20 protein-coding genes are annotated in these 21,791 nt (G+C 52.9%); 4 read left to right on the top strand and 16 right to left on the bottom strand.

The features are described 5' to 3' along the window. Positions 1–26: 26 nt before the first annotated feature. From QZJ86_RS05680 to QZJ86_RS05690, 3 genes are read left to right on the top strand one after another with little or no spacing between them, the layout of a single operon-like run. Entirely contained in the window at positions 27–1,919 is a 1,893-nt protein-coding gene (locus QZJ86_RS05680) for a TolC family protein (protein WP_301937168.1), read from the top strand. Then, positions 1,916–4,072, top strand: a complete 2,157-nt coding sequence (locus QZJ86_RS05685; protein ID WP_301937169.1) for a type I secretion system permease/ATPase — start codon at positions 1,916–1,918, stop codon at positions 4,070–4,072. Before QZJ86_RS05680 ends, QZJ86_RS05685 begins: the two co-directional genes overlap by 4 nt. After that, entirely contained in the window at positions 4,069–5,259 is a 1,191-nt protein-coding gene (locus tag QZJ86_RS05690; RefSeq protein WP_301937170.1) for an HlyD family efflux transporter periplasmic adaptor subunit, read from the top strand. The genes QZJ86_RS05685 and QZJ86_RS05690 overlap by 4 nt, the downstream gene beginning before the upstream one ends. Before the next feature lie 348 nt (positions 5,260–5,607). Here QZJ86_RS05690 and QZJ86_RS05695 read toward each other — a convergent pair whose 3' ends face one another. After that, positions 5,608–6,384 (bottom strand): exodeoxyribonuclease III, encoded by a 777-nt coding sequence (locus tag QZJ86_RS05695; protein WP_301937172.1) that lies wholly within the window; start codon positions 6,382–6,384, stop codon positions 5,608–5,610. Between the two features lie 230 nt (positions 6,385–6,614). Here QZJ86_RS05695 and QZJ86_RS05700 point away from each other — a divergent pair, with 230 nt between their 5' ends. After that, positions 6,615–7,031, top strand: a complete 417-nt coding sequence (locus tag QZJ86_RS05700; RefSeq protein WP_301937175.1) for a BLUF domain-containing protein — start codon at positions 6,615–6,617, stop codon at positions 7,029–7,031. 109 nt (positions 7,032–7,140) lie between these two features. Here the strand turns inward: QZJ86_RS05700 and QZJ86_RS05705 are convergent, their stop codons facing one another. The 15 genes from QZJ86_RS05705 to QZJ86_RS05775 form a co-directional block, all read right to left on the bottom strand. Continuing rightward, a complete protein-coding gene (locus QZJ86_RS05705; RefSeq protein WP_301937176.1) occupies positions 7,141–7,578 on the bottom strand; it encodes a hypothetical protein in 438 nt (145 codons plus the stop codon). A gap of 142 nt (positions 7,579–7,720) precedes the next feature. Continuing rightward, positions 7,721–7,921, bottom strand: a complete 201-nt coding sequence (locus tag QZJ86_RS05710) for a hypothetical protein (RefSeq protein ID WP_301937177.1) — start codon at positions 7,919–7,921, stop codon at positions 7,721–7,723. 581 nt (positions 7,922–8,502) lie between these two features. Then, positions 8,503–10,464: a ClpP-like prohead protease/major capsid protein fusion protein gene (locus tag QZJ86_RS05715; protein WP_301937179.1), complete on the bottom strand. Its 1,962-nt coding sequence runs from the start codon at positions 10,462–10,464 to the stop codon at positions 8,503–8,505. Next, complete coding sequence (locus QZJ86_RS05720) at positions 10,457–10,675, bottom strand: hypothetical protein (protein WP_301937181.1); 219 nt, start codon at positions 10,673–10,675, stop codon at positions 10,457–10,459. The genes QZJ86_RS05715 and QZJ86_RS05720 overlap by 8 nt, the downstream gene beginning before the upstream one ends. Before the next feature lie 871 nt (positions 10,676–11,546). Next, positions 11,547–12,953: a hypothetical protein gene (locus QZJ86_RS05725; RefSeq protein ID WP_301937182.1), complete on the bottom strand. Its 1,407-nt coding sequence runs from the start codon at positions 12,951–12,953 to the stop codon at positions 11,547–11,549. After that, the gene (locus QZJ86_RS05730) at positions 12,950–13,831 is read right to left on the bottom strand and encodes a toprim domain-containing protein (RefSeq protein WP_301937184.1); all 882 of its coding nucleotides are present in this window, start codon (positions 13,829–13,831) and stop codon (positions 12,950–12,952) included. Before QZJ86_RS05730 ends, QZJ86_RS05725 begins: the two co-directional genes overlap by 4 nt. Positions 13,832–13,978: 147 nt before the next feature. Next, on the bottom strand, positions 13,979–14,203 hold the full coding sequence (locus QZJ86_RS05735) for a hypothetical protein (protein WP_301937186.1): 225 nt from the start codon (positions 14,201–14,203) through the stop codon (positions 13,979–13,981). Positions 14,204–14,351: 148 nt separating this feature from the next. Then, positions 14,352–15,011 carry a hypothetical protein gene (locus tag QZJ86_RS05740; protein WP_301937188.1) on the bottom strand — a complete coding sequence of 220 codons (660 nt, stop codon included), beginning with the start codon at positions 15,009–15,011 and terminating at the stop codon, positions 14,352–14,354. Continuing rightward, positions 15,008–15,391: a hypothetical protein gene (locus tag QZJ86_RS05745; protein WP_301937190.1), complete on the bottom strand. Its 384-nt coding sequence runs from the start codon at positions 15,389–15,391 to the stop codon at positions 15,008–15,010. Before QZJ86_RS05745 ends, QZJ86_RS05740 begins: the two co-directional genes overlap by 4 nt. After that, a complete protein-coding gene (locus QZJ86_RS05750) occupies positions 15,388–15,672 on the bottom strand; it encodes a helix-turn-helix transcriptional regulator (protein ID WP_301937191.1) in 285 nt (94 codons plus the stop codon). The genes QZJ86_RS05745 and QZJ86_RS05750 overlap by 4 nt, the downstream gene beginning before the upstream one ends. 97 nt (positions 15,673–15,769) lie before the next feature. Beyond that, a complete protein-coding gene (locus QZJ86_RS05755; RefSeq protein WP_301937192.1) occupies positions 15,770–16,411 on the bottom strand; it encodes a hypothetical protein in 642 nt (213 codons plus the stop codon). Between the two features lie 110 nt (positions 16,412–16,521). After that, positions 16,522–16,746 carry a hypothetical protein gene (locus tag QZJ86_RS05760; RefSeq protein WP_301937193.1) on the bottom strand — a complete coding sequence of 75 codons (225 nt, stop codon included), beginning with the start codon at positions 16,744–16,746 and terminating at the stop codon, positions 16,522–16,524. Positions 16,747–17,084: 338 nt separating this feature from the next. Next, positions 17,085–18,299: a tyrosine-type recombinase/integrase gene (locus QZJ86_RS05765; protein WP_301937195.1), complete on the bottom strand. Its 1,215-nt coding sequence runs from the start codon at positions 18,297–18,299 to the stop codon at positions 17,085–17,087. A 181-nt stretch (positions 18,300–18,480) separates the two neighbouring features. Further along, the gene (glnA, locus tag QZJ86_RS05770) at positions 18,481–19,890 is read right to left on the bottom strand and encodes a glutamate--ammonia ligase (RefSeq protein WP_301937197.1); all 1,410 of its coding nucleotides are present in this window, start codon (positions 19,888–19,890) and stop codon (positions 18,481–18,483) included. A 162-nt stretch (positions 19,891–20,052) separates the two neighbouring features. Next, positions 20,053–21,429, bottom strand: coding sequence for a porin (locus tag QZJ86_RS05775; protein WP_301937199.1), 1,377 nt, complete (start codon positions 21,427–21,429; stop codon positions 20,053–20,055). Between the last annotated feature and the right edge of the window lie 362 nt (positions 21,430–21,791).

Consider the following 21,791-nt stretch of genomic DNA (forward strand, 5'->3'; position numbering starts at 1 on the left):
CACTATCTGCAGCCTTAGGATGCGCTGTGGCCGCGTTGCTGCCGGTATCGGCGGTTATCGCGGCGGCCCTGCCTTCGCTGAGTTTAGTAGCGGGCAGGGAGTTGCCGCTGTTTTTCCCATTGACTATCGAATCTGTGCGCGTAGTGGGAGATGATATTGCTACAGTGCGTATTGAGGGCAAGCGGCTGTCGATAAAAGCCACCCGGCCGGGAACCGCGGAGGTAGAGCTACAGCTTGCTGGTGAAACCTCGCCGCGCACGCTGCTTATTAAGGCCTTGGCGGCTCAGGTGGGCGAGCAGCCTGTCGTTTCGTTAGCCACTAGTACTGCTAAATCAGCGCGTTCGCAACAGGCTGTGCATCCAAGCCCGGAAGACAATGCAGCCCAGAGTCGTCCTAGCCATAGAGAAGTGCCGGTAACGTTACACCCCGCCGAGGACACGCGGCAACATTTGAGCGATGCTAGCATTCAATGGGATTACCTACCTCGGCAAGCGCCAATAGAGGTACCTCCTGCTGTCACTACTATTGCGACAGCCACGTCGACAAACACAAACAAGAGCATGCCCGGTCGTCTCAAGGCCGGTGTCCAACCTTTGCTAAAGGAAGGTGGTGAAGGGAATCGGCAGGGAACCGCATCGCTGCCCCAGGAGGTAATCGATATTGGTGTGACATCGGCACCCGGCCGTGACGTGTCTGCTGAGGGAGGCGTTGCCTCGCACAGCATGACTTTGCTACGGGCCGTTAATCTCGGTCTGGCGCGGCACCCTGATGTGAAATCGGCCATGGCCAAAGTGGAGCAGTTCACAACCGAGGTGGCAATCGCCGAGGGCGGCTATTATCCCACCTTGGAAGCGTCGGCGGGACCGACAAAGAGCATAAATGGTAATCTGGGTTACAACTACAATCTGACCGCCACGCAGATGCTGTATGACTGGGGACGAGTGGAAAGCCAGGTCGATAGCGCTTCGGCAAACCAGCGTCAGCAGGCAGAAGTATTGTTAGTCATGCGGGAGGACGCGGCGTTGGATATCAGCGAAATCTACCTGGACGTGTTGATGTATCGACAGCGAATTGCGGCGGTGCGTGGGCATGTCGAACGCTTGGAAGAGCTGAACGAGTTAAGCCGGCAACGTGGCGAAGCAGGCTATATGGATCGTACTGAGCTGGGCCGGGTTGGGCTGGAAGTAGCGCGGGCTCGTGAGCAACTCGCTATAGAACAAGGTAATTTGCAGAACGCCGTGCGGCAGTATCAGGAACTAATCGGAGAGTCGGCAGAAGGGCTGGCGGAGCCGGCTCTTGAAGTGTTTTCAGGGCGTCTGGCAGATAAGGATGAACTGGAGAGAGCCATCACGGCTTCACCCCTTTATCGACAGGCAACTGAAAAAACGGCGATAGAAGAAGCCAAGGTGCATGAAGCCGATGCGGCGCTACTTCCTCAGTTGGATTTGGAGGGATCGCTGTTGCGCCGCCCGCTCGGTGGCCAGATGACAGATGATGCAATAATTGGTCTGCGTGTCCGCATGGAGCCTTTTCAGGGCTTATCCAACTTCCAGCGTACCGACGCTGCCCGCCAGCGTCTCGAAGCCGCCAAATGGGATATGGGTACCAGTCAGCGAGATATTCGCCGCAAGGTGCTTTCTTTGATTGAGAGCGAGTCTGCCTTGAAGTGGCGCGAGCCGGCACTTGACGAGCAGATAAAAAACAGCCGAGATGTCAGCTCGGCCTATCGGGAGCAGTTTGTCGCCGGCCTGCGTACCATGAACGACCTGCTCAACATTTTTCAGGAACGCTTGGCAGCGGAGCGCCAATTAATCGATCTGCAATACGAGCGCAAGCGAGTGCAATACCGTGCCGCCGCCCAGTTAGGGCAACTGGTGCCACTGCTGGAAGGGCGCTTGTCGGAAACGGCCGCGCCATGAATGATACTGTTAACCCCGAAAATCTGAATTGCCATCAACGGCCCTTGGCAGGCGATCCGCTGCGCGAAGGACTGATTTTGCTCTGCCGCCACTTTGGCCATATGGCCAGCATCGCCGAACTGGGTGAGGGGCTGGCTTTGGAATATGGACGCTTACCGCTTAGCTTGGCTCCCCGCGCCTTACGGCGGGCCGGTATCACGGCCCGTGTGGTGGAATATCCACTCAAGGATATCAGTCCCCGACTGCTGCCCGCATTGCTGCTGTTAAAGGATGGCCGCAGTCTGCTACTGGTCGAATGGCATGCAGAGCAAGCGCTTTTGCTGGAGCCTGAGAGTGATGGCGGCCAGCAGAGCATGAGCCTGACCGAACTGGACAGCCTGTACAGTGGTACCGCGTTGTTCGCCCGGCCACGTTATCGTCCCGATGAGCGTGCGGGCGATTTTGCTCGCGAAGAGCCGGCGCATTGGCTAAAAGGCCCGCTCAGGGCCAGTTGGCGCGATTACATCGTCGTCGGCATCGCCGCGCTGATGAGCAATATGCTGGCGATTTCCTCGGCCTTATTTGGTATGCAGGTTTATGATCGGGTAGTGCCGAATGAGGCGTTTGACACGCTGTGGATACTCGCCAGCGGCGTAGCCGTGGCTATTGTGTTGGAGTTCGTGTTGCGGACTTTACGCGCCCATATGCTGGATGTCACTGGCAAGCGTTTGGATCTGCTATTGTCTTCTCGTCTGTTCGAACAGGTCTTGCAGATACGTTTGCAGTCCAAACCGGCCTCGATGGGAGCCTTCAGCAGCCAGGTGCGTGAATTCGAGTCGGTACGTGAGTTTATGACCTCGACCACCATATCGGTCATCAGCGACATTCCGTTTGTTCTGCTGTTTTTGGGCGTGATCTTCCTGATCGGTGGGCCCGTGGTTTGGGTGCCTTTTACGGCGGTCTGGCTGATGTTATTGCCGGGCTTGCTGACCCAGCGCAGTCTAGCCCGTTTGTCCCGTCAGCACTTGCGTGAAGGCGCCATCAAGAACGGCGTGCTGCTGGAGGCTATCGAGAATCTGGAAACGATCAAGTCCAGCCGGGCCGAGGGCCGCTTGTTGCAGCAGTGGGAAAACCTGACGGCCGAACTTTCCGCCGCCGCAGTCACGGCGCGCAGCATCACCGCCCTGTTGGGTTATGCGGCATCCTTGACGCAACAGTTGTGCTATGTCGGCGTGATCATCGTTGGCGTGTATCAGATCAGTGCCGGTGAAATGACCGTCGGCGCACTGTTTGCCTGCTCGATTCTAGCTTCCCGTACGATTGCGCCTATCGCTCAGATCGCCGGAATTTTAGCCCGTTGGCAACATGTCAAGGTGGCCATGGAAGGCCTGGATGGGCTGATGTCGGCGCCGACCGAGCGTCCCCAAGGCCGCCGTTTTGCGCGCAGCCATACACTACGTGGGCATTATGTCCTGGAAGAAGTGCGTTTGAATTATCAGTCGGACGGCCCGCCCGCCCTGAACATCACTAAGCTGGAATTCCAGCCGGGAAAACACGTGGCGCTGCTGGGGGGCAATGGCGCCGGCAAATCCACTTTACTGCGCCTGCTTTCCGGACTGATCACTCCCTCCGAAGGTCGCATCCTGCTCGAAGATCTTAGCATCGGTCAGATCGATCCGGCTGACTTGCGACAGGCCATTGGTTATCTACCCCAGGATACCGCGCTGTTCTACGGCACACTGAGGGATAACCTGATTCCGGACAACGCCGGCCAGAACGATGACGAACTGTTTGCCGCCCTGGATGGCGTTGGCTTGGGCGCTTTTGTCCGTGCTCATCCTTTGGGTTTGGATATGCTGCTTGAAGGCAATAACAGTGTATCCGGCGGACAACGGCAGGCCATAGCCCTTGCTCGTCTGCTGTTACAGGATCCTCGCATCGTCCTGCTGGACGAACCCACGGCGGCGTTTGATAACGAAAATGAGGCGCGGGTCGTCGAGTATCTGCAACATTGGCTAAAGGGCCGTACGCTGATATTGTCCACCCATAAGCGGGCCTTATTGGCGCTGACTGAGCGTGCCGTGGTTCTTCGTCAGGGGCGTGTCGTCATGGACGGCCCATTGAGCCATGTCGTCAACGGCAATCAGGTCAAAATTCCGGAGGGCAACCTATGAATGCAGGCAAGCCCACTGAATACGCGCTGTTGCGTTCGCTTGGCGACCCGCAACTGGCAATGGAACACCCGGTCGCGAAACCCTTACTCTGGACCAGTCTGCTAAGCATCGCCTGCTTTGTCGGTTGGGCGAATTGGGCTGAACTCGATGAGGTGACGCGCGGCGATGGCCGGGTTGTACCTTTCAGCCGCATCCAGAAGATACAGAGCCTTGAGGGTGGGATTCTCGAGCAATTGATGGTGAAGGAAGGCGATCTGGTAGAGACGGGACAACTGCTCGTCAAGCTGGACAATACTCGCTTCAATTCTGCCTTTCTGGAGAGCAAAAGTCATGCGGAAGCCTTGACGGCCGCTATTGCCCGACTGGAAGCCGAGACGCTGAACAAGGACAAGATCACGTTTCCTGACAGCGTGCCAGCCAAGAGCCATTTTGCCGCTACCGAAACAGCTTTATTCAAGGCACGGCGCGCAAAGCATCATGAAGCCGTCCATTCGCTGAATTCCGAACTGGATTTGGTGCGTAAACAATTACAAGTGATCGAACCACTGGTAGCCTCCCGCGCCGCCAGTGAAATGGAAGCCTTGCGTTTGCGTAAGGAAATTGCGTCACTCAGCGGTAAGTTATCGGAAGTCAATAATGCCTATTTCCAAGAAACTTATACCGAACTTGCCAGTAAAAGGGCCGAATTCAGCGAGCTTGAACAAAACCTGTTGCAGCGCAAAGATCAGTTGAGCCGTACCCAAGTGCTGTCGCCGGTCAAAGGCCGGGTCAACGACATCCTGATTACCACTCGGGGGGGAGTCATTCAGCCTGGCGAGCCGATCATGGAGGTCACGCCGATCGATGAACAACTATTGGTCGAAGCCAAGGTGAAGCCGCGTGATGTGGCCTTCCTGGTGCCGGGTATGCCGGCACAAGTCAAAATTACCGCGTATGACTACACGGTGTATGGTGATTTGTCGGGTACTCTGGAGCAAATCAGCCCCGATACCATCGAAGAGGAAAGCATACGCGGCAAGGAATCCTTCTATAAGATATTGATTCGAACCAGCACCAGCTATCTGAAAAAGGGTGACGAGATTCTACCCATCAAGCCGGGTATGATCGCCGAAGTGGATATTCAAAGCGGCAAACGCACCGTGCTTAACTATCTGCTCAGGCCATTGCTGAAGGCGAGATTATACTGATGGGGCACACCACGTAGGCGATCGTAAACGGAAAACCTGCACGCTACGTTGAAAAGTCTGGCGGTGTTCATGCCTCTCATTCGAGACGAATTGGCCTAAACGATTTATGGCGCCAAGCTTTCGGTCATTACTTGGCCGCTGCGGCGCCATTAAAAATAATCCCGAAAAGCATCAATACGGCAGGCAAGAATACGTGGCTTAATAAAGGAACGCCGATACTCGGTAGATGAATCCTCGGGCAAGCAAGGCGGTTTTTTCAGAAACCGTAGCGGCGGGGCCGACCTGATCGACGGACAGCATTTGGTGTTGTTTTCCTGCTTGTTGAGTTTCGAGGCGCAATAAAGGCTTTTAAAAGTCGTAATCGACGATCAGCGGCGCATGATCGCTGAAACGTTGTTCTTTATAAATGTTGGTCGATATGGCCGTGGCGGCGATGCCGGGCGTGGCGATTTGATAATCGATGCGCCAACCGACATTCTTGGCCCAGGCTTGGCCACGATTGCTCCACCAGGTGTAGCATTCGTCGGTAGTATCCGGATGCAAATGGCGATAGGCATCCACCCAGCCCAGTTCATCGAGCACTTGGGTCATCCAGGCTCGCTCCGCCGGTAAAAAGCCGGAATTCCTCTGGTTACCGCGCCAGTTTTTCAGGTCGGCTTGCCGATGGGCGATATTCCAGTCGCCACAGATCACCACTTCGCGGCCGCTGGCTTTCAGCTCGGCCAAATGCGGATAGAAGCGATCCATCACGCTGTATTTGACATTTTGCCGCTCCTCGCTGCTGGAACCGGATGGTAGATACAGGGAGATCACCGATAGATTGCCCAATTGTACTTCCAGGTAACGGCCTTCGGCATCGACGTCGGCATGGCCCAAGCCTTCGAGCACCGCATCGGCGGGTTTTTTACTGTAAATGCCGACGCCGCTATAACCTTTTTTTTCCGCATAATGAAAATAACCGAACAAGCCGGCGGCTTGCAGCATGCCCGGTGTCATGTCGGCGGCTTGGGCTTTTAATTCTTGCAGGCAGACGAAGTCGGCGTTCTGGGTTTGCAGCCATTCGTAAAAGCCTTTGCTGGATGCGGAGCGGATGCCGTTGAGGTTGGCGGAGATGATACGAAGCATGAGTGTCGGTTTGGGCTGGTGAGCAATAAAAGGGTTACGGTTGAATGAACTGATGATGCGCCGCTCCTGAAGTCGGATATCGGCGTGCTGGGTATTTCAGACAGGTTTTCCATGGTTGGGATGGTTTGGCTGATAGTCTAGATGCCAGACGATTTTTTGCCGCTGGGGCAATACCCTGTTTACAATGCGGAATAATTCTTACCCATCTGTCGTCTTATGTTCAAACGAAAATGTCTTGTCATCAACTGATTTATCAAAGTCGGCCAGCTGTCCCGGTCACCAGACAGGTGCTGTTGGATATCTTGAATACCTCACAACTTCAAAATTACAAACTCAGAATTTCAGGCTTGCTGGTTTTTCATAACGGCGCGTTCATACAGCTTTTGGAGGGCGGCGAAAAAGAAGTGCACGACTTATATGCCAAAATTCAACTCGACCCACGTCACGCCGATTTGCGGCTCTTGCTGGATGCCCCTGCGCCGGATCGACTGATGCCGACTTGGGTAATGGGGTTTAGCATGAGCGGCAATGTCGATAGCGCTATCAGCGATCAAGACTTTCACATCCCGCTCACTGACATCAAGGAGCTTTGTCAGAACATGGAAAACATGGTTGGCCAGGTATTTCGGAAGTTCCTACACGTCTAAACCGCTAAGCCGTATTCTGGTTAGTGCTGTGGCGTGGCTACGCTTGTCATATTCGGTATATTCCACCGGCTATCAGCCGACAAATTTCTGTTTTGAATGCTTTTGCCGCTTAGCGTCTGTATGGTTGTTGTGGGACAGGATAGGGTTGTGGTGTCGGTGGAATAGGGAGATTATTATTTAAGCCATCGATAGCGCGTCGATTTAGTTCCTGCGCTCCTTGTCTGAGCTGGTTTGATCCGCGATCGATCATGGAATCGACAGGATTTTCCAGTTGGTAACGCGGTTGTTGATTACGATATTGCTCGCCATATTGGTTTCCATATTGATTACCGTATTGGTGGCTGTCGTGTTGGTCATGTAGCTCTTCTCGCTCGTCTGCGCGTTCCTGGCCGCGCAAACTGTCGGGGTCTGATTGTCTGTTGCTATTTTGCCCTCTTGCACTTTTCTCATGTCCACGGCCTTTTTCGCTGCTATTTTTAGCAATTGCTGGGCTTGCAAGCGAAAAAGTGGCGATTGTTATTGCGACGCACAATGTTTTTATCTGCATGGTGACACTCCAAGATTTATTGATTGAGTCGATAGCTGGTTCGGCATGTTAACAAAAAGCCGGTGTTACCCGGCTGATTGTTTACTGGCAATTTAAGGCGTTGCCGTACTCATGGATTCGATGTTGTCCGAACTAGACCGGCCTATTGCCCAATTTCAACATCACGCCATGCTTCGACGGCGAACATCGCCAGCTCTTTGATTAGTCCGCGCATAAACCGCACCAAACCATATGTAAGACAGATTAATATCAACACTGCGAATATTTTCATAGAACCTCCCTCAAGCTCCATCGTGCGAGAGTTTGCCACCTTCCCAATAAAACTCAATAGTGCTTTTGTCATTTTTTGGGGCCGTTTTACGAAAAGCGCCGTATAAAGCAATTTAAAACAAGTCTTTGAATAATATTGTTAAAGTGAAATAAATTTAAACAAAAAGCCAGCCGATGACCCACGAAGGCGGCTGAGAATTGGCTTCTTCATACACTGCTCGATCTGCCCGATTTATGCGCCAAAGCTAATGTCTGTATAAAAACCGAAAAGCCAAATCATCTGGGGGTTTGGGAGCATGCTCTTTGCCTTGGCTTTATGATATTCGGTGCCGCTACCTTTGCTGCTTGGTATCCGTGCCGGTTAGTATGAGTTGTTTGCCATTTTTAAAGCCAGGATGTGACTCGGGAAAATATAGTGGGCAAGGCTGTAGTACATAAGCCTAGTGTTTTCAATGCCTGTAGCGCCTGCAAAATAAAATAGGGGACAAAATAGGGGGCATTGATTTTTTCTTTTCCGAAAAAGCACAAAAAAACCGGCCGAAGCCGGTTTTGAAAGTGAGGGCCGCTCAGCCGTGCGGCCCTCGTACCCACATTTAACACCGGCAAGCCCTCCGGCCAAGGAATAAGCCTTACCTGCCGGTGTATGCAAGTTCTTTAAGCGCCCGGATTTTTAATCAAGCCTATCCAGTCAATCGCCGCAGCCTGGAAGTCGAGCCGGCATTTAATTTTAAGCGCGTCTGAATCAAAATGCTCTTCCTGATCGATAAAGGCACCGCGTTGGCCTTGTAGGTAGGCAACCTCGATTGTGTCCACTTGATTGAAATCCGCAGCCAAATACCAAGACTTATCGTTACTGGCATCCAGACGCGCATCGACGACGATTTCGAGGCCACGAATCCAGGCGTGTTGCGGCGTGGCATTCTGCTTTGTCGGATCAACTAACGAGGATACCAGTTGCTCGGCTTCCGATTCCAGCGCCGCCGGCACAATCAAAAACCTTGGGACGATATTCAAAATAGCACCCTGCATACCCTGTTGCTTGCGCATGGCCGCCCGTGCGGCACCTAGCGAGGTGATAGACAAGGCTGCCGCCGTCATCAAGTTGTGATGGTCTGCGTGGAACAGTGCTTTGGCATCGGCCATCGTCGGGTTTCCGGTCAAGATGGCATATACCTTATCGGCTTCGAGTCGTGACGCCGATCTACCCAGGGCGTTGGGAATCTTGGTAAAGGCGTTTAAATCGTCGTTGATGATCATTTGCCGTGTCAGGCTGATGATTTTGCCGAAGGTTTGCAAGGCAAAGCCTTCGCCTTTTTCTTGCATGGCACCGTGGCGATATTCGCCGCGCTCGTTGACCAATTCCAGGTCTGGCGCTTCGGATAACGCTACGCGTTTTTGGGTTTTGAAGTCGGGAACGTCGGTTTGGTTAACCCACAGGCGGTGTGACGCCGGCTCGGTATCGTAGCCGTGCATTAACGATTTAGACGCGACGTTTTCCAATAGCAGAGGAAAATCGCTGGTGGTCAGCGCTGCTTTAATCACGTCACCGCTGGTTTCCTGACGGATACCAAACAAACCCCGGCGAATCGTGCCGCCGGCTTGGCCGACCATGGTTCGCGCCATATCGGTCAACGACATACCCATTACATCACGGGCCGCCGGATGCGGCTTCGCCGGGCGGATATTGTTTTTCAGCATCAGGGCATCGACGGCCGCTTCCATAAATTCGCCGTGATGCGCATTCGGGCCAAAGCTGGCGCGTGGATGATACTCTTCCACTTGACCACTTTGCGGATTGATCCTGACCGTAGTTTGCATGATCGGTTCTTGTCCGGTACCCAACCTAGTCATGAAAATTTCTCTGGCCGCATCAAGGCTGATCGTCGACTTAGAAAGGCAGATTTTAAGCAGGTCGTCGGTTGCAACGCCAGGAAAGGATTTATTAACGGATGCAAAATAGTTTGATATGTCATCGCGGCGTTTCTGATCGGCTTTGATGGTGGCCAGTTCGGCCAATTGAGCTTGTACGTCGGCATGGTTGGTTGCGGGTTGGGTGGTGCTTGATGAAGCGGTTGTCATGGCTTTAATCCTATCGGGAAGGTTGAAGTGTTCGATGCCAACATACTGAGCCGCCATACTGAGCGGTTGGTAGATTGCATCGATGAGTTTGTGTTGCAGGGCCTCTTCGGCGGTAAACCAGGTTTCGGCATCCATGATTTGCGAGATTTCGGCTTCAGGCTTGCCGGTTCTTCCTGCGTAGGCGCTCAGCATTGATGTTTTGGCCTTATCCAACAGTTCCGCCTGCTTGCGTAAATCGGCGCTATCTCCTGAGGTGTCAGACCATGGATTGTGGATCATCAGCAGGGCGTTTTCGGCCATCTCGGTACGGTTGCCGGCCATGGCAATCAGTGAGGCAATCGACGCCGCCAAGCCATCTATCTTGACGGTGACTTGGCCACGGCGTTGGATGGCGTTGTAAATTGCCAAGCCTTCAAACACCGATCCACCACCAGAATTGATGCGTAACACTACCGAGCCCTTGATCTTGTTCAGGCCATCAATCAGGTTTTTGGCACTGCCAGGGCCTATGCCGTCGTACAGGTATAGATCAGCCATGGATAGCCACCGCAGGGGCCAACAATTGGTGAAGCTGACTCGGATCGGCCGGCAATCCGGAAGCGACCAGGTGTCCGAACAAGGGGTTATCGCCGTGCGCACCGGTGGCAATGATCTTGGTGATTTTCAGCAATGCGCTGTCGTAGGGTAAGCCCTCGCGCTTCTGGATAAAGCTGAGGGCGTTTTTCAGGATGAGTGTTTGCGAGTGCATAAGGCCTCCGGGGAAACAGGTTTCTATTTTCCCCGGCCCGCGTACTCGGTGAATAGTGGGGGGGGTCGCCGAGTAGGTTTGATTCGATCATGAATGCCAACAGCTGACTGGGGAAGCTCAATCGGCAGGTTGAACAAGTGCGGCAAAAGCGGATTCTCGCTTTTGGATCGCGGCCAACGCCTTATCATGTCGGCCAGCGTCTCGCATTTGCTCCATAGCGACTCACCGGGGTACTGGGTGCAACTACTGGCCGCGAACTTAAGCAAAACATCGCGGTGCCTAAGCAATTCACGATTTTTGGCACGCCGAATGCCAGCACCCCGCAACCCTAGACAGAGACACAGCGGTTTATTCGTTTCGACGTGTTCGCGCCAGGCGGCCATATACCAGGCGGCGACATCGCCGGGTATGGGGAGACCCGCCTCAATACAGGTCAACAGCCTTTTCTGATTTTCAATACTCATTTATCTACCCTCACAACTAAACCCCCTTACAACCCCTCTGACATTAACAAGAAACCGAGGTCCGAATTACCCGTACCGAATCCCCTTGGGGAAGGACCCGCACATAAACCCGATAACCCACATTGACGATCACGAAAAACCTCAATAAACAAAATTTCAAAAATATTTATTGTCCAGAACTTAGGAAACTTAGGAACTTAGGCTAAAATCAATAACTTACAGCAGAACTTAGCCCAGAACTTAGCAGAAACTTAGCTTTTGCTGTTCAAATCAAAAAGCTAAGTTTCTACCTAAGTTTCTGCTAAGTTCTGGCCTGTAGGCCTTGATAACTCTCTAAGTTCCTAAGTTCTCTAAGTTCTTTAAAGTCAGACTAACGGATTAACTATGCCGCAAAGTCAATGCACCCGTTATCCTTTCCAATCAACCCAAAACACGATTGTCCCTTTACCCGGTTTACCATCCGCCCTTGGCAATTGCCGTTGAATGATCAAAGGTGGTGCAGCGTTCAGCAGATGATTAAGCGCGTCGGTAATCTGCGGGCCTGTGAACCTGTTCTTGAACATGGTGGTAATGACTGTTTTCGAACAACGCGGATTCGCGCGGATGAACTCCAACACCTCGTTACTGGTGGCATCCAACCGCTCGGCCTCGGCCTTGGCGCTCAACGTCTGGAAGATGTAGGACACTGACGCCTTCCAGTAATTGATCCAGGCCAACGCGGCGCGGATATGTTGCGGCTCGATAACCTCCGAACGATCTAGCAAGGCAAAGACCATGGCGAACATCCGGCAATAGATTTCCACTCGCACCAACAAAGCGCCGGCAATGCCAGACTGTTCAGCGGTCAGCGCTGGATACTCGTTACACCATAGCGTGATGGCATCGTGTGACATCCGGATTTCTTTACTGTTGTTGGCGGTGTAGTCTTCGCCAATGGCAAACCTGACAGACTCGGCCACCAAACCGGCCAGGCGCTCTATTTCCTCTTGGCGCGTTGGTTTAGGCATTGCAACCAACTTGGCACGAACAATATGCAGAATCACAAATCGATTCAAGAAGCCACTCTGAGCGTCAACGTCATCCCAACGATGTAACAACTCTTGAGATGTAATGTGTCCGGTAATGCAGATATGCGGGTTAGATGCGCACCACTTAGAATTACTAACAAGCGGCGAGATATGCTTGCCATCCCACGAGGTACGAATAGTTGCGCTTAGAGTATTCCGTTCTCTGGAGGCGGCAGACATCGCCCCGGCAAATTCAGATTCTACGATTAGCATCCTTTTATCATCGGTGCCTTCGTCGTCGTCCTCGTCAAGCTTGTCTCTGATCGCTTTACCCATACCCTCGCCGGTACTCAGGCCACCTTCGTGGCGTTGCATGCTCGGATAGGCATCAACGGTTATCAGCTCGACCGCATCGAAGATTTTCCTAACGGTAAACTCAGCCGTCCCTTTTCGAGCCTTACCGGTGCGACCGACCAACAGAAAAAACGGCCTTGCATGGCAAGTACCGTCTCCAATGTGCTGAAAGGCCACCCGGCCCACCATCGCGCTGAAGGTGGCCAGGAAGTTGGCCGCGACGGCGACGGGCGACGCCTCGCTGCTCTTACAGGCCGTTTTCACTACATCCGCCAAAATCCCGTGATAGCCTTCCTTAGCCAGCACTGGCGGCGGGTTTAACAGATCGTCGTCGGCGTCCGCCGGCAAAGACGCTTGTTGTTCATTCGCAGTGGCAAGCTGGCTATTGATAGCCACCCTGGCGGCTTCCAGGCCATTAGCTGCGTGTAAATCATTCCAATCAATGCCCATCACGCCACCTCGCCTTGATGCGGTGGCAGCACCGCCACGCCACCCACGGCACGCGCAGCGGCTTCGGCCTTGACGCGGCCCGGATTGTCGGGATGGTCGAAATCGTCGTCGGCAAACAGAACGATTTTGGAGTGCGGATAGCGCAGCCGCACGGCTTCGGCGACGTGCTCCAGATTGCCGGCATCGAAGGCCACAAAAACCGGCCAGCCTGTTGCCATGTGCGCCGTACAGCCGGTGGCGTAACCCTCAGTTATACCCATATAGCCGTCAGGATCGTTAACGCTCGCCAGCGGGCAAAAATGGCCTTTTTTCACGGTACCGGTCAAAAACCGCTTATTGCCTTCGGCGTCGATGAATTGCAGGCCGTGAAGCTTGCCGTCGAACGACCGGACCGGAATCACGACCGAGCCGCGCGAATATCGGCAACCCAGCCCGGCAATCTTTTTGCGCTGCAAATAAGCGGAATGCCCATTCACGCCGCAAGCGTTCCAAATGGACAGCGCCTTATCGGCAGCCGCTTGGGCTTCCTCCTGCCTAAGCAACCTAGCCGTGCGCCGGCTTTCGGCTTGTGATTGCTCGATACGTTGCTTTTCGGCGGGCAATAATGAATGACCGTGACCCAATTCCACGGTATAGGCGTAGCTCTCGGCCCCCTTGAACCAGCCGAACGAGCCGCTGATTAACTCGGCGCCGGCATCGGTGCGGAATTGAAACAGCACGTACCATGCGCGCTTTTTGCTGGGCTTGGGTTCCCAGCCGGGCCGGAACCGATGGAGCTGACCATCGGCCAGCAAATCGGCAGACGTTAACCCGGTCAGGCTAACCGCTTCCATCTGCGCAATGACGTTTAGGCAAGCGTCTTCGATGGTTTGAAATGACATGATTTTTTCATCCTTGCCGGGATGCAATCCGCCTGACCATGGGCTAAAATAGCCCTGCACTTTGGCAAACGGATTGCGGAAAACTCCGGCTTAAATTAGGTTTCGGGGTTTTTTATTGCCCGGTGAATCGTCCGAACGGAGATTGGCTTAATGGCATGTGTTACCCGCCTTGGCCGTATTGGCCTCTTTCGCCGCCGCATGGGCCATTACGTGCTCCATCAGCGACAGTCCCAATACCGACACTAGACCACAGACCACCGCACGATCTACTTCGTTGTAGCTAGCGCTATTTATCGTTTCAGCGATACCGGTCAATATCGAGGCTTCCCATTGGGCGATAAGGTCATCCAATTCTTTGATTTCGATGCTCATGAAGCCTCCTAATCCATGTAAATGACAGCTTGAAAGCCGTGCTTGATCGTCAGAATCTCGAAGGCACGTTGGCAACGTGCCCGAGATAGAAACCAGGCCGACCGATGCTCTTTGCCGTCTCGAACGTAAAGCACACAATATTTCGTCATCACTCACCCCCTTTGACTTCCAAACCCGCCTTGGCCTTTGCAATTCCGGATCTGGTAGCTCGCCGGTTTTGCTTCTCGCCCTCCTTCATCGCCTTACGAACCCGTTTTTCAATCTCGTACAGCGCCGAGTCGCTCCAGCCAGGTACGTGGCGGATATGCAGGATTTGATGGAACAGGCGGAAGGCCTCGGCGTCCAGCCGGGTGAGTTCCATCAACGGATGATTGAATGGATGCGGGCGGTAGGAACTGATGAAGGCATCGGCAAGGAATTTACCGGAGTGGCCGCCTTGTTCGATACGGGGAATCAGTAGGTCGGCTTCCAACGCCATCGGCACAATGCCACGCTCGATGGCTTGTATCGCGAGCACTTCGTCGAGCGATACCTTCCGCGGCGTCTCGGTGTAACCGTTTTGCCCGTGGACCGATTGGCCGCACAATTGATCGCGCATTTGCCGGCAAAACGCGGCCAGCTCTTCGGCGTCGCATTGTAGGTGGATCAACGCGGAACCGGTCAGTTGTTCGTGTTCGCCTTCGTGGAGCACCATATCGGCGCTACGGGCGATAGCCATGAACTTTTGACGGATCGCTTCGATGGGGTTTTGTGGCTGTGTTTGGGTGTTGGATTTTGGGCGGATTTCGGGTGTGGCTTGGGTGTTCATAGCGGTTGTCCTTTACTGAGGATAAATAAACCGCCGCCAAAGGTTGAGAGTCTTTGGGCGGCGACGTGCATCGGGTTCTCAACACCGGGTAAAGGCTCCGGCCCGCTCGAAAGCGGCCCTATGCACGCCACCATGACAAAAGCACGCACCATGGGCGCGACTATTTTCTTTGGGCAATAAAAAACGCCTTGAATCGGCGCTTTGACGCCTTTACTTTCCGGGTTGAGAGTTCCGGGCTGACTGTTGCCAGCGATAATCAGCATAGCCACCCGCGCGCAGTCCGTCAAGCCGATCTCTATCAAATCGGCAATTTTCCAGCGTTTTTTCCGCTTACGATTGAGACGGGAAGGTTTGGTATTGGGATCGTTCGGGCGACTCATTTCGATCCCCTTGCAGCTTCCAGCTTCACAACCAAGGCTTTGATTTCGGCATCGGTCTTGCCAGCAATCCGGGCGTCGATGATCGCCTGGACTTCATCGCCAGGCCAGGCAACCTGACAAGGGTCGCCGTTTTTGTCCCGGCCGATGACGACAGGCCTTACAAACAGGCCGGCGTCGATTTCCCGGTAAATTGTGCCTCTCGATTTGCCGTAAACCTTTTCGACTATCGGACGGCGGTACAGAGGGTTGAGGGTTGGTAATGCAGCGGCTTGGCTTGCCATGTCTGAATCTCCTTTGGATTGATTGACATGGCTTAACCATAAACGCGATTTTTCACCCCTTTTGATATTCGGCGTAAATCTCCCTTATTCGGGCTTATTATCCGCTATTGTCTGCGGTGTACTCTTTCCATCGCTTTTTGAATCCCGATTTCGATAGTGTCTTAACGCCAGGCATGGTCAAGCAGGATTCTCCCCCTTTATCGGTACTTGCCTCAATGTTGTAACCATGTGGCGGCGATATATTCAGCCGCACCCATGCTAGAGTTTCATTCGGCAAACGGCTATTCTCGGCATAAAATTCATTGACCATTTCCCGGATGGCTTCAAACCAATCATCAGTGCGCATGGGCAATTTGAGTGAACAGGTATTTTGATTGAATTGCTTCACTGGATTTTCGCGCTCGAAGCGTTCGACTTCGGTGGCATCGATAATCAGGCGATCGGTTCCTGGATAGAAGGTAATGGTGACATCGGCACCGATCAGGCTGGCATCTTCCGACGTTTGGCAAACCCCGGTTTTACAAAACGGTTCCGTCGCATGATAGATGTTTGCCAGGTCTTCGAAGGTAATCGGTGTATGGGCGCCGCGCTGGTTGACCTCGAGGCCTGGATATTCCCAATCGGCTTGGGCAACGAATTTGAGTTGATTGGTCAAGCCAAGCTGCATGATGACGTCAATCGGAAGCCGCCAATGCTCGGCCAGTTGATCGACCGTGAAATAAAGTCGTTCGATTTTCAAAACGCACCCCGTTACAGTGCCATCATTACGAAAGGGTCAACCGGAAATAGGGTAACGAATCCCGCTTGTCGCCCCGTCGGGCTATCCGGTTGATGTCAATTATACAGCCTTCAAAAACAATCCCAAACCAAGTCTAGCTCTTCGCCATCTTCGGAAAACAAATCATATTCGCCTTCGCCTTGCTTGACGACGAATCGCGCCGGCGGTTCGTAGGTGTTCGCCATTGCTCGCAAAGCATCAGGCAATGATGGCTCATTGATGTCGATCAAAATCCCGCCATCGCCTAAATCCCCTTCACAAAAATCACCCGCTTTGAGTTTATTTTCTTCATTCATCGAGTCACCTTCATAGTCTGGTCGTCAAAGCCGCTAACACGAGCCCGACGACAATATATAACGCAATGCCTATCCAAAACAGGATATTCGCGCCCCAGAACACCAACCAAAAGTAAGGCGCAATTGGCGGGCTGGTCAGCACAAAAAGCCCGGCCAGAATGATAGTGGCGCTTAAGCCGTCTTGCTTTCGACGAGGCAACGCTAAAAACCAGGCTTTCACACGCGACACGGTACTTTGGATCATATGAAGGGTACGATTTCAAATCGGCTTACAACGCTTTGCCGAAATTGGCTTGGATCACAACGCGCTCATTCATCACGCTGTCGAGAAAATTGGCTCACGATTGCAACATTTCTAAGCGTTGGGTTTTGTACTGCGCATGGGAATAAGTGCCAGCCATGCCGGGGATAGCATGACTCAGCGCGGTTTCCACGACTTCCGGCGAATGGCCTTGTTCTCGTAGGTGGGTTGATGCAGTATGCCGGTGATCGTGGATGTTGTAGTCGATGATGACGCCCGCAGCCAGCGCCGCCGCGTGCGCACCGCTTAGGTTATTGCTGTGCATCGCCCTTGCTGGGTTGGTTGGCATCGGCATCACCCAGCGACTATCGCCAGATAGCCGCTTTAACTCCCAAAGCATTTCGATAGCCTGGCGCGGCAGCATCACCAGATGATCTTTTTTGGTTTTCATCCGGCCTGCCGGTATCAGCATTTCGCCTTTCTCGAAGTCGATCTCACTCCAGGCGGCGCCGGTAAGCTCCTGCTTTCTTAATGCCAGCATCAACAGCAGATGCAAGCCCAGTTTGTAACCTCGATAGCAGTTGGCTTGGTATAAACCGATCAGGTAACGCCTAATTTCCGGCGTGGTCAACCATCGGGTTCGTTTGTTGCGGTTGCCGACGCGGGCGGGTTTTACCAACGCCGCGGGATTGTGCTTGCAAAAGTCGTGCTCCACGGCATAACTAAAGACGCGCTCAGCCCATGCCAGACAAGATAGGGCGGTCGGTGGTCCGACATGCTCGCGGATGTCATAAATCAATTCGCGGATCGTGGCGACATCGATCTCGGCCAGAGGCTTATCGGCTAGCTTTGGTAGTAAATGCCGTTTAACCGGCGTCCAGCCTTTGTCCGGGTTTTTCCAGTGAGAGTCTACCCATTCGGTTTTATATCTGCCGGCAGCTTCGCCAAAGGTCGTCAGGGCTTGCAAGGCGGCTTTTTCTTGAGCGGCCTTGACGTGTTCTTCCAGGGTTTTGACGCCATGGCCATCGACAATCATTTTCTTGGCTTGCGGGTCGTCGAGCAGGGTAGAAGGGTGTTGATTCAATGCGACAAGCTGCCGGGCAACAGCGTGGATTTTTCGGGCATCGACCAGGCTGATGTCTAGATAGTTGCCGTAGCCATACTTTTCTTTTTTGCCATTAAGCCGAAATTCGTATCGCCAAGTTTTTGTACCCTTTTTCCGAATTACGAGCGAAAGCCCATCTCCGTCAGCCAACTGGTAATCTTTCTCCAAAGCCTTGGATTTCTTGATTTGCGTGTCGGTCAAGCTCATAAAATGTCCCCTTTTTTTGAGATTCTACTGGAAATTTAAAAAAAGGGGACAAAATAGGGGGCAAAAATAGCGGGCTTGGGTGAGATTGCTTGAGATTGGTTTGGACATAAAAAACCCCGCGAAGCTAGGTGGCTTGCGGGGTTGTGGGCTTGCTTGAGACTGTCTAAGACAGCTTTAAAATCTAAAGGCTGTAGTACATATCCAGCTCGACAGGGTGGGTGCTCATACGTAGACGAGTCACGTCTTCTTGTTTCAGTGCGATGTACCCATCGATCACGTCGTCGGTGAATACACCACCACGAGTCAGGAATTCACGATCTGCATCCAGAGCGGCCAAAGCTTCATCCAGAGAGAACGCCACTTGCGGGATGGCTTTTTCTTCTTCTGGCGGCAAGTCGTACAAGTCTTTATCCATCGCGTCGCCCGGATGGATTTTGTTTTGGATGCCGTCAAGACCGGCCATCAACATGGCAGAGAACGCCAAATATGGATTAGCGGTCGAGTCCGGGAAGCGTACTTCGATACGACGACCTTTAGGGTTGTTGACGTAAGGAATACGGATGGACGCAGAACGGTTGCGTGCTGAGTAAGCCAGCATCACAGGCGCTTCAAAACCAGGCACCAGACGTTTGTAGCTGTTGGTTGACGCGTTGGTGATTGCGTTCAGGGCTTTGGCGTGTTTGATGATGCCGCCGATGTAGTACAGTGCGGTTTCGGACAAGCCGCCGTACAGATTGCCGGTAAACAGGTTAACACCGCCTTTAGCTAAAGATTGGTGAACGTGCATACCGCTGCCGTTATCGCCAACCAGTGGTTTCGGCATGAAGGTTGCTGTTTTGCCGTAAGCGTGAGCGATGTTGGCAATCACGTATTTCAAGCCCAAGACTTCGTCGGCTTTTTTGACCAGAGTGTTGAATTTAACGCCGATTTCGCACTGGCCGGCAGTTGCAACTTCATGGTGATGAACTTCGACAGTTTGGCCGATTTCTTCCAGAACCAGACACATCGCAGAACGCATGTCCTGGAATGAGTCGACTGGCGGAACGGGGAAATAACCGCCTTTGACGCCTGGACGGTGGCCGATGTTGCCGTTTTCGTAAACTTTTTCAGAGTTCCAGCCTGCTTCCTCGGAATCAATGCTGTAAGAGCAGCCGCCCATGCCGGTGCTCCAGCGGACGTCGTCGAAAATGAAAAATTCGTTTTCAGGACCGAAGAATGCGGTGTCAGCGATGCCGGTAGATTGCATGTAGGCTTCGGCGCGTTTGGCGATAGAGCGTGGATCGCGCACATAACCTTGCATGTCTTTAGGTTCGATGATGTCGCAACGCAAGATCAGCGTTTTGTCGTCGAAGAATGGATCGATAACCGCTGTGCTTGGGTCCGGCATCAAAATCATGTCGGATTCGTTGATGTGTTTCCAGCCGGCAATAGAAGAGCCGTCGAACATGTTGCCTTCTTCAAAGGTATCTTCGTCGATGGTGTGAGCCGGAAAGGTGACGTGTTGCTCTTTACCGCGCGTGTCGCAGAAGCGGAAATCGACAAATTTGATGTCGTTTTCTTGGATTAATTTGAGGACGTGATCAACAGACATTTGTGAGGGTCTCCGTAGGTTATAGTTGTTTTGGTTGAGAAGCTAAAACGGCCGTAACAATACCATCAAACGCCGCAAAGAGCTATAACAAACCTAGCCTCCAACGGCCTTATCGGACGTTGGAGGCAGACTGATTTTTAATGAATAAATCCGGTTGCCAATTTAGAAAGTGATGACCACATCGGCGGTAACCAGGAATTGGTTATGACGTGTACCGTTGTCGAATGCTTTAGCATTGTCGGTAAAGTCGTAACGTAGGTTTGGACGCAGATTCAACCATTTTGCCGGTTTGTAGCTTAAGCCAGCAGTGACGGCGTAATAACCGCTTGCTTCCTGGAAAGGTACGTAGTTGGCGCCGTAGTTGCTGCCGCAAGCGAAATTATCACCGACGGTGCCGGCCGCAGCATAACAACGGCCTGGGCCAAGAACACGAATGCCATTATGATCACGGAACCATTCCGCGCGCAGGCCGGCCGATACTTTGTCGTTGACATCGTAAATCAAATATTGATTGATGCCGTACCATTCAGCATCTTCTCTGCCGTTGGGGAGGCCAGCCAAGGACGCGTTTCCGGTCCAAATGTTTTCCGCAAAGCCGTGATCATGTTGAATGATGTAGTGCAACTTGTCGGTGAAATTGTGCTTGCCGACGATGCTGTACATGGCCCAGCTGTCGTTACTATTCTCGGAGCGATGGCCGGCGGTGGATGTGACCGCCAATGATGTGCCGGCGTCGTCGCTAGTCCAGGTGACGCCACCCAACCATGCCCAATTGCCCAAGTCTCTGTCCCAGTTGCCGTCCCAGCCGCCGGAGTTACTGCCGGTGACCGCGCCGCCCATCACTGTCCAGTTGCTGTTGGCTGCGTATGTGGCCAGGATACCGGTATGGGTGAACGGTTCGCCATACTGCATGGTGTACGGTTTGGTGATGAAGAAGTTGTCCGGTGCGGTCACTACTTCATAACCGATAGGGGTGTAGAAGTGACCGGCTTTCACCGCGATGCCATTACCGAACGGCAGATTGAATTCGGCGTAGGCTTGTGGAAGTGCCAGGCCATAGAAACGTTCGCCGTGTCCGCTCAAATTCAAATCCCAGTTGCCGCGGTCACTATCCGCTAGGGTGCCTGGATCGAAGCCGAATGAGCCATAGGCTTGAGTGAAAGCGGCATCGGTACCGTACATCACGTCGACGCGGCCACCGATGTCGAAAGCGTCGCCGCTAACATTAATCGCTTTTTGCAAATACAGATTCAACTGGTTCATTTGCAGTTCGCCGGTACGATCGTTGAACGTCACCGGGCCGTTGAAGCCGTCGCTATTGCTATTCATATTGGCGCCTATGCTGGAGTTCAGCCAGCCGCCAATTTTCAAATTGTGATCCTTCATAAATTTGGATTCATTGGGATCGATGCCGGCAGCGCCCAGCAGGCCGGATGCTTCTGTCCAGCTGTCCGCGCTGGCTGCGGTACTACAGAGTGCCATTAAGCCTACGAGGCAAGTGCGAGCACTATGCTTGCGTGAATGTAGGGCTTTTTTCATGATGTTTTCCTCTTGGTGGGTTACTACTGAATTTTTAGTTAGCACTTTTCGGGCCAGTTTTATTTTGCGAAAAATCAAGGAGGTAACAGGGGGATAGCTTCCAGGTGATTGAAACTATCTGGTGCAATTTCCTATTTTTGCACCGGTAAGGTGCGTTTTTTGAAGTCAAAAGTGGTCGGTATAAATTAGCTTGGGTAGATCGATTTAGCTTAAAGGAAGGTGAGTGTGTCGCAATGGTGCGTCGCTTTATCTAGCGCACCACGGGGGTGCGATTATGAGGTTGATTTCATTGGCAGGTTTAATAATCCCTTGAAAATCATGGGAATAAATACTGGCATGCATCATGCTTTTGTTGTTTCGGG

It is taken from the genome of Methylomonas montana, assembly GCF_030490285.1.
GTDB classification, from domain to species: domain Bacteria; phylum Pseudomonadota; class Gammaproteobacteria; order Methylococcales; family Methylomonadaceae; genus Methylomonas; species Methylomonas montana.